3 protein-coding genes are annotated in these 4,277 nt (G+C 54.7%); 2 read left to right on the top strand and 1 reads right to left on the bottom strand.

Going from position 1 to position 4,277, the window contains the following annotated elements:
* Window positions 1-275: 275 nt before the first annotated feature.
* Window positions 276-1,223, bottom strand: coding sequence for a polysaccharide deacetylase family protein (locus ABX962_RS31490; RefSeq protein ID WP_372725538.1), 948 nt, complete (start codon window positions 1,221-1,223; stop codon window positions 276-278).
* Window positions 1,224-1,578: 355 nt separating this feature from the next.
* Here ABX962_RS31490 and ABX962_RS31485 point away from each other — a divergent pair, with 355 nt between their 5' ends.
* Complete coding sequence (locus ABX962_RS31485; protein WP_372725536.1) at window positions 1,579-2,928, top strand: Gfo/Idh/MocA family protein; 1,350 nt, start codon at window positions 1,579-1,581, stop codon at window positions 2,926-2,928.
* Window positions 2,929-3,058: 130 nt separating this feature from the next.
* Window positions 3,059-4,015: an ion transporter gene (locus tag ABX962_RS31480; protein ID WP_372725534.1), complete on the top strand. Its 957-nt coding sequence runs from the start codon at window positions 3,059-3,061 to the stop codon at window positions 4,013-4,015.
* Window positions 4,016-4,277 lie beyond the last annotated feature (262 nt).

The raw sequence follows: 4,277 nt of genomic DNA, 5'->3' as shown, positions 1-4,277 counted from the left end.
GTGATCACAAACAGACAGCGAAGCGGTCCCTCGTTATGGCGGGGTGGCACGGGTCGATAGATCTGTTGAATCCGATTGAACATAGTTTCGTGGGGATGCAGTGTTTCGTGGGGATGCGGTGTTTCGTGGGGATGCGGTTGGATTGTTGGAAGCACGGCGTGAGACCGTCAGCGAATTGCGATTCGCAATCACTCACATTCAATGGCCACTGCCTCTCTTTCGAAATTCACTGTCAGAAATTCACTGGCAGAAAACGAAGACGTCGACCGCGACACTTAGCTCGCCGCGTGCATGCCGGGCATGGGCATCGTGATTTGTGGCATGCCTGATCCGAGCGGAGTCGAGCATGAATCGACTGCCGCGGACCTGCGATCCGCAGGCTTGCGAGTCGGCAACTTGTAGTCGACCTTGGGCTCGAGACGTAACTTCCGCGGATCGAAGCTGAGCCAATTCTTCATTCGCGAGAAACAGGGATCGCCATGAAAACGGCGAATGTGAAATGAGTCACGACCGACGGTGTTGTAGGCGCCAAAGGCGCTACAGAACCCCCGCATGCCGCATCGATAAACCGCGTCGATCATCATCGACGTCAATTGGGATGGCATCCCATACGGCACGGCAAAGTAGCGAACAGGACGACCGATCCACTGTTCGAGCTCGTCTTTTGCGGTCGTGATTTCATGATGTACGACACGAGGATCACTGACCTTCGAAAAATCAACGTGGTTGCGGGTGTGCAATCCAATTTCGATTCCCGAGTCCGAGATATCACGAAGTTGTTGCAGCGTGTTCGGCGGCAATGGCACCCCGGCCTGGACATCATGCGGAAAGGGACGTTGCTGTTGAACGTGACCGATGGCCACAAAATAGACACACGGAATATTGCGTTCGGCTAGTAGCGGCAGAGCAAAATCACAGTTTTCCGCATAACCGTCGTCAAACGTGAACGTCAACGTGGGGCGTGAACAATGGTAGTCATCCACGCGATTTTGAAGTTCGTCCAGACCGATCAAATCGAACGATCCTTGGCAGTAATCCACGTGCCGCAAAAATTCTCGTCGCGAGATGGTCCAATCGTTGGGGTGCGTGTCGGCGACTCGATGATAGAACGAGACCGACAGCGGAGAGATGCCTTCACGGGAAAGCAAGCGATTGCGGATTGCTCGCACCGGCCTGGCCAATTCGGTTCGCGCCAACAAAGCTGCGGATTTAATAACGTTCATCTGGATAGGTTCCCTGTGGTCGGCCGAGAAACAATGGTCCCTCTGCAGAGGTTTACCTCATGGATCGCGCGGTGATCGGACAAACCGCTCGGTAGGTCCGCAGGAAGTTGACGCATCGAAGCGATTATAACCACGATGACGATGATGCCGAATGCATCGCTCGATCCCACACCGCGATGACGTTTGCTGTATCCTAGGGGGAAGGCGGAATTCATGGTCTGCTGCGGCAAGCGACGTCGTGATCCCCAGTCGGACAAGCTTCGCTGTGAGCGTTAGACCGCATGGGCCGCCCCAAGCCCACCTTTCACCGATTAGACTTTCCCACCTTTCTCAATCACCGAGGCCTGAAACTCGCATGACCCAACCAACCACCCCCACCCCCACCCCCATTGCGTCTACGGAAACCCCACCCCCCTCGCGACGCAAATTCATTCAGCACGGCAGCGTGATCTCAGCCGGCGTGGCAACGACGTTTGCATCCCCACGCCTGCTTCGCGGCAGCGAGCCTGCGGAAAGCAAACCCGAGCCGATTCGTTTGGGACTCGTTGGTGCTGGCGGACGTGGCAGCGGAGCCATCAACGACTCGCTGTCGATCAACGACAATGTCAAATTGGTTGCCGTCGCCGATTTGGTCCCGCAGAAGTGCGAAAACATCTGCAAGTCGCTTGCGTCACGTTATGCCGACAAGTTCGACGTAAAACCGAGCGAGATGCACCACGGCCTGGACGCCTACAAACGAGTCCTCGACAACAAAGACGTCGACGTCGTGTTGTTCGCAACCCCGCCAGGCTTCCGTGCGCCGTATGTGCTTGACGCGGTCGATGCGGGTAAACATGTCTTTGCTGAAAAGCCGACGTGTGTGGATCCGGCGGGATACCGTCAATGTCTCGAGGCCGACAAAAAGGCGCGAGCCAACCACACTGCCATCGTGACGGGGACGCAGTACCGCAGGCAAACCAATTATGTCGAAGCGATCAAACGGATCCACGAAGGCGAGATTGGTGACATCATCAGCGGTACCGCACGCTATTGTTCCAACGGCATTTGGTATCGCCAACGCAAAAAAGGGATGAGCGACGCCGAGTACCAACTCTACAACTGGATGCATTTCGTTTGGCTCTCGGGCGATCAAATCGCCGAGCAAGCGGTCCACAACATCGACACGATCAATTGGATCATGGGCGGGCCGCCGGAATCCGCGTACGGCGGTGGCGGACGATTTACTCGGCCAGACGATAGCGAAATGTGGGACAACGTCGCGGTCGACTACGTTTACCCAGGCAACCGCGTCGTGTCGTTTATGTGTCGGCAAATCCCCGACACCAAGTCGGACAACAGCAACGTGATCTACGGCACCAAGGGAACTTGCACCATCCTCGGTGGCAACAGCGGGGCTTCGATCCAAACCCGCGATGGCAAGACAACTTGGGAAATGTCCGGCGACATCGGTGCCGCGTACAAGCAGGAACACAAAGATCTGATCGATTCGATTCGCCAGGGCAAACCGATCGTCGAGTTTGCTGAGACTGCCGCCAGCTCGTTGACTGCAGTGCTCGGCCGCATGGCGGCTTACACCGGGCAAGCGGTAACGTGGGACTTTGTCACCAACGAATCGAAACTCGATCTCGTTCCTCGTGATCTGGATATCAAGGGTCCGGGTGCTGCTCGTGGATTTGCGGTTCCGGGAAAACAAGAGTTAGTTTAATTTTTTGAGATTGTATTCGTAGCCTAGGTAATCCGCGTCGTGCGTTCGGCGGATTCCTAGGCTACGATTGAGCTCCCATCTGGACGGGCACAGATTCGATCTCCTTCTCTTAACCCCATCAAACAAAGTCATGGCGACCACTCCATCCGACCCCATGACCACCAATCCTGCGAAACACGCACAGCTGAAAACGCTACGCCGCCGTCAATCCCAGCGGCCCGATTCGCCGCCGTGGCGGCAAACGATGTACGACATCATTTTCGAAGCCGATACGCCAGCGGGACGATGGTTCGACATCGGGTTATTAGTCGCAATTCTCGCCAGCATTCTGTTTGTCGCTCTCGAAACGGTTCCCGATTTTCGTGAACCAGGTTATGCACGTTTGCTGGATGCATTCACCACAGCGGAATGGTTTCTGACCATTCTGTTTACAATCGAATACGCCCTGCGACTGCTCTGTTCAAGACATCCGCTTCGCTACGCCTTCAGTTTCTGGGGCATCATCGATCTATTGAGTGTGGTGCCCAGCTATTTGACCTTCTTTGTCGGCAGCTCGTCACGATCACTGCTCACGCTCCGCAGCATTCGGCTGCTTCGCGTCTTTCGCGTTCTGAAACTGTGGCGGATGATGAATGAAGCTGACGAGCTCTCGTATGCAATCTGGAGTGCTCGCAACAAGATCATTGTCTTTCTCGCCGTCGTGTTGGTCGCGGTCACGATCAGCGGTGCATTGATGTATCATGTGGAAACACTGCTGTTCAACGTGGACGAAGTGACGCACGTAAATCCCAACAGCCACTTTACCTCGATTCCTCAATCGATGTACTGGGCAATTGTGACGATGACCACGGTGGGGTACGGAGACATCGTTCCCAAAACATCGATTGGCAAAATCATTTCTGCGGTGCTGATTTTGCTTGGCTACAGTTTGATTATCGTACCGAGCGGTTTCGTCAGCGCGGAATTGGTGGGACTGAGGACGGACGAAAGCCAGAATCGCGAACAACACCCCTGTTCGGTATGCGAAGTCACCAGCCACTTAAAAGATGCCAAGTACTGCTATCGCTGCGGCAATCTGCTGCAATAAGTTGACGGGCGACCGTTCGCAACCAACCGCTAAGCAGTTAGGCAGGAGTTTTTCAGTAAATTGGCCGTTTTGGCCAACACTGTGAAGCACTTAGAGTCGGCAAATTACGGTATTTGCGTTTCGTAGCTACGCTGCTCCGAAAACGGCATCCGGTAATTTGCTGGGTGCGGGCAGACCGATAGCGATGGCTCTTATGAACAAGGCCTTAAATATCGGCTTGTGGATTATTTGTGTTTAGGTGACGTGACGTCGTTCAGGCTGC

It is taken from the genome of Novipirellula sp. (assembly GCF_041583735.1).
In the GTDB taxonomy this organism is placed as follows: Bacteria; Planctomycetota; Planctomycetia; order Pirellulales; family Pirellulaceae; genus Novipirellula.
Note: the sequence above shows the minus strand (reverse complement) of the source record. Positions and strands in the feature narration are given on the sequence as shown.